This is a genomic window from Bradyrhizobium sp. Leo170, assembly GCF_004296405.1.
In the GTDB taxonomy this organism is placed as follows: domain Bacteria; phylum Pseudomonadota; class Alphaproteobacteria; order Rhizobiales; family Xanthobacteraceae; genus Bradyrhizobium.
This window is the reverse complement of the sequence record NZ_PSRR01000490.1, coordinates 1-4,583: the sequence shown is the minus strand read 5'-3', so window position 1 is coordinate 4,583 and position 4,583 is coordinate 1. Positions and strand designations below refer to the sequence as shown.

Annotated in this window: 4 protein-coding genes; 1 reads left to right on the top strand and 3 read right to left on the bottom strand. The window is 62.6% G+C overall.

Translation table 11 applies throughout. The annotated features are described in order from the left end of the window. Window positions 1-373 (top strand): hypothetical protein (locus tag CWO89_RS47315; protein WP_207234675.1); only part of this gene is annotated, 373 nt, incomplete at its 5' end. 244 nt (window positions 374-617) lie between these two features. Here the strand turns inward: CWO89_RS47315 and CWO89_RS41020 are convergent. The 3 genes from CWO89_RS41020 to CWO89_RS41010 form a co-directional block, all read right to left on the bottom strand. Next, the gene (locus CWO89_RS41020; protein ID WP_130583941.1) at window positions 618-2,657 is read right to left on the bottom strand and encodes an NAD(+) synthase; all 2,040 of its coding nucleotides are present in this window, start codon (window positions 2,655-2,657) and stop codon (window positions 618-620) included. Between the two features lie 155 nt (window positions 2,658-2,812). Beyond that, the gene (locus tag CWO89_RS41015) at window positions 2,813-4,468 is read right to left on the bottom strand and encodes a CopD family protein (RefSeq protein WP_130583940.1); all 1,656 of its coding nucleotides are present in this window, start codon (window positions 4,466-4,468) and stop codon (window positions 2,813-2,815) included. A gap of 2 nt (window positions 4,469-4,470) precedes the next feature. After that, window positions 4,471-4,583 (bottom strand): copper resistance protein CopC (locus CWO89_RS41010; protein WP_130583939.1); only part of this gene is annotated, 113 nt, incomplete at its 5' end.

Below are 4,583 nucleotides of genomic sequence, written 5' to 3'. Positions count from 1 at the left end.
GCTAGAGCGTGATGACTTTTCTTCGAATCGTCATCCCACTCTAGCTCTTTGTTTGAGCATGATCTTTTTCGGAAAACCGGTCTCCACTTTTCCGGATCATGCTCTAGTGGCGTCCAGCGGCGGTGGCCTTGCGCGGCGTTGCGGGCTTGCCGTGTGGGTTGTGATTGGGGCCGTGCCGGCCGTTCGCCGCCGTCGGCAACTCGACAGGCGTGTGGCGCTGCTCCTTGGCGTCGAACACGGTTACATGAAGCTTCGGATGTCGCTTCTTGATCTCGATCGCGGCCTTCTCGGCGGCCTCGTAGCTTTCGTGCTCGGACTTCAATTGCCGATCGACGGCGACATGAAAAGGCTTCGTGAGCGATGGCTTGACTGACTTTCGAGCCGAACCCGCGACGTTATTGGCCATCGACGTTCTTACCGGCCCGATTCGGGTCGAGAAACCTGCTTTCCGTGAGGGACCGCGTTGCTTGCTCCTGGGCATTGGTCGACCCTTCTCAAGAACATGCCGGCATCTACGGACGGACACCTTCGTTCAGCCCATTTTCCGCTGCCGGAGCGTTGAGCTTGGTCAATAACAACGCAAATCAGCTCCGGCGGTGCCTATCGGTCTGTCGGCATCAGGCGGACGGAACGTTTCGTTCCAGATCCTCCAACCATGCCGCAGCGCTGGCGTCGGAGGGAGCGCGCCAATCGCCGCGGGGCGACAGGGACCCTCCCGACGAAACCTTGGGGCCGTTTGGCATCGCGGAACGCTTGAACTGGCTGAACGCGAAAAACCGCCGCAGGAAGACCTCGAGCCAGCGCCTGATATCGGCAAGCTGATAGGCCTTGCGTCGGTCGGTTGGAAACGCAGCCGGCCATTCGCCCTTGGCGACCTCGTTCCAGGCATGCCAGGCGAGGAACGCGATCTTCGACGGCCGGAAGCCGAATCGAAGCGTATAGAACAGATTGAAGTCCTGTAGCTCATAGGGTCCGACGGCCGCTTCCGTGCTCTGCGGGGTCTCGCCGGCCTGAACAGGCACCAGTTCAGGCGAAATCTCCGAGGCCAGAATGGCGCGCAACGTCTTTGCGACTTCATCGTCGAATTGTCCTGTCGCGATGACCCAGCGGATCAAATGCTGGATCAACGTCTTCGGCACGCCGGCGTTGACGTTATAGTGCGCCATCTGGTCGCCGACACCATAGGTGCACCATCCGAGCGCCAGTTCGGAGAGGTCGCCGGTGCCGATGACGATCCCTCCGCGATAATTGGCGAGGCGGAAGAGATAGTCGGTGCGGAGCCCCGCCTGCACATTCTCGAAGGTGATGTCATAGACCGGCTCGCCGCGCCCCGCGGGATGATCGATGTCGCGGAGCATCTGCGTGGCGGCCGGGCGGATATCAAGCTCGCCGGCGCTCACCTGCAGCGCCTGCATCAAGGCCAGGGCATTGGCCTTGCTTTCGCTGCCGGTCGCAAAGCCCGGCAGCGTGTAGGCGAGAATGTTCGATCGCGGCAATCCGAGAAGATCGATCGCCTTGGCGGCAACGATCAAAGCGTGCGTGGAATCGAGCCCGCCCGACACGCCGATTACCACGCGCTTCGTGCCGATGGCCCGCAGCCGCTGCACCAGGCCCGCGACCTGAATGTTGTAGGCCTCGTAGCAATCCTGATTCAGGCGGCTCTGGTCGCTGGGCACGAATGGGAAGCGTTCGACCTTCCTCGCAAATCCGATGTCCGTCATCGGAGGCCGTAGCGAGTAGCCGATCTTCCGATAGGCGCCGGCACTCTTCTGCCTTCGATTGTCGTCGAAGGTGCTCATCAGGGAGCGTTCCTGACGCAGCAGGTCCAGATCGATGTCGGCGATCGTGATCTGTCCGTCCTGGCGGAAGCGCTCACCCTCCGCCAAAAGCACGCCGTTCTCGAAAATGGAGGTCTGGCCGTCCCAGGCCAGATCGGTGGTCGATTCCCCGATCCCGGCCGCGGCATAGACATAGGCGGCGAGGCAGCGCGCGGAGCAGGATCGCGACAGAAGATCACGCGACAGCGCCCGGCCGATCGTGATCGGACTGCCCGAGAGATTTGCAAGCACGGTCGCCCCGGCCAACGCGAGTTCCGATCCCGGCGTCACCGGGATCCACATGTCCTCGCAGATCTCCACGCCGATGGTCAGTCCCGGAACATCGTCCGCCGCAAAGAGCAGGTCGACGCCGAAGGGTGCGCGAACGTCGCCAATCGTGACCTCCAACCCGGTCAGTCCCGCGCCGGAGGCAAAGTGACGGGTTTCGTAAAACTCCCGGTAGGTCGGCAGGTACGTCTTGGGAACGACGCCGAGAATGCGGCCACGGTGAATGACAACAGCGCAATTGTAGATCCGTGCCCCATGACGCAGCGGCGCGCCGACGATCAGGACCGTCATCAGCTCGGTCGATGCGGTCCGAATCCGCTCCAACCCTCGCTCCACCGCATCCAGGAGCGGATCCTGCATGACCAGATCTTCGATCGCATAGCCGCACAGACACAGTTCGGGAAATACCGCTGTTGCCACCGACTGCCTGTGGCAAGCGTCGGCGGCCTCGATGATCGCGGTCGCGTTGGCGGCCGGATCGGCCACGCGGGACACCGTGACGCAGGCGGCGGCCCGGGCGAAGCCGTGGCGGTAGATCGAATGGAAACTCATATGGCTCGGCTCCGTCCGGCAAGATCCGGTTGCAAGACAACTCCCCGGTCGATGCCGCGCCGTCAAGTCATCTCAATTGGGTCCAGTCTATTCGAACACGGGGCGGTGCCAAGCAGATCTACCGATCGCCGCGAAACGTCGATTTGCCGTTTGGGTCAAGCCTCCCGGTAATCGAGCAGGATCAGCCCGACGAGGATGAATGCCACGGGCCAGATCCAGGAGGCGATCCGGCTTGCCCTGCCGTCGAGACGCAGCTCCAGCCAGCGGGCCCATCCGGCAAGGATGCCGCATAGCGCCAGCGGCGTGTGGCTCATCTCGATCAGGAGCTGGTCCTTGATATTGGCGATGGCATGGGAATGGGTGAGCAGCAGTGCGCCGCCGATCGCGGTGGTCAGCGGAAACACCAGCGCCGCTTTGCTCTTCCTGAGCCCGCCGACCTGCACGCGCCACTCGAACAGACCAAACACGACGATCAGCAGCACGAAGATGCGATGCTGTGCGATCTCCGGATCGCGCAGCGATTCGAAAAAGCCGAACTGTCCGAGCGGCCACGCCGCTTCGTCGGCACGGAAGAACAGAAACATGGCCATGGCAAGAAACAGCAGCGGCCAGTGCCTCGCCCACCGGCCCCAGCGAAAATGCTGGATCAGGGCGAGAAGGCCGATGAGGATGACGAAGATCCCCGCCCAATGGTGGTTGAATTCCGACCAGGCGACATCCGCCGCGTTGCGGGGCAGGATCGTGCCCTCGCCTGGGACATAGGCCAGCGGTGCCGTTGTCCGCTGCGCATCGGCCGCAGCAATTTTTCTCTGCAATTCCGCGACGGTGAGCTTGTCATAATCAGGGCTTGATAGGCGGATCGGGAATTGCGGCGTGAACCGCTCGACGATTTCGGACCAGCTCACCCGGTCCTGGGCCAGATCGACGCCCGGCGGCAGCGACGTCAGCGAGGCGGCGGCAAAGATCACAGCCGCGCCGATCCCGATCTCCACTTCGGCGAACCGCTTCAGCCGGATGATCGGCGTTGAAGCGTCGCGGCGCAACCGGTCGACGGTGAAGAAGTTGAAGGCGCCGAGGGCGAGCAGCATCAGCAGCAGACAGACCTTCGCGCTTGTCATGACGCCATAGGCGGTGCCGTAGATCGCTTCGAAGGAGCCGATATAGCCGATCGACATCACGATGCCGCCGACGAGGATGGCGCCCACCGAAGCCATCGACATCAGGGAATAGCGCCGCCCGATCAGCTTCCAGTCAACCGGATCTTGACAGAGGTTGAGCGCAATCAGGAAGCACGGCAGGCCCCCGATCCAGACCGCGGCACCGAGCATGTGCAGCCCCCCTGAGACGAGGTAGGGCCATCGCAGGTCGAGACGACTGGCTGCGTGAGTGACCGAAAGCTGCGCGATCAAGATCACGGCGGCGAGGCCGACAAGAAAGAGAAGCCGTGATGTTTTCCACGACGCTCTTGCGAGAAGAGCAATGAGGAAGGCGCAAGCGGCGATCACGAGGTCCGCTCGTACGAAACCGGCCCCGGCGGCCTCCGCCCACGAAAGCTCGAGCGTGCCGACAAGCGCGAGCGCGTTAAGTACGAGCGAGCAAAGCGTGAAGATGCCCAAGAGGAACGAGCTGATAAGAAGAAATGTCCGGCAACGGCTGCCAGTCTTGGCGCTCTCGACGGAAAGCCAGGGCTCGAGCGGTTGCAGCAGCACAAGCAGGAACGCAAGCGTGCCGAGCGTGAAAGTCTGGCTCGTGAGAATCAGCCCCCGCAGAACGACGGACAGGAAGCCGAAAATGTCGAGAAAGAGCGACACGGCTATCGCACGGTGAACGGAATATCGCCGCGCGTGATGTGCCCGTCGACGCTCAGCACCTGCCAGCGCAGACGCCAAGCACCAGGGCTGAGACCTTTTGCCTCGGCATCCAGGG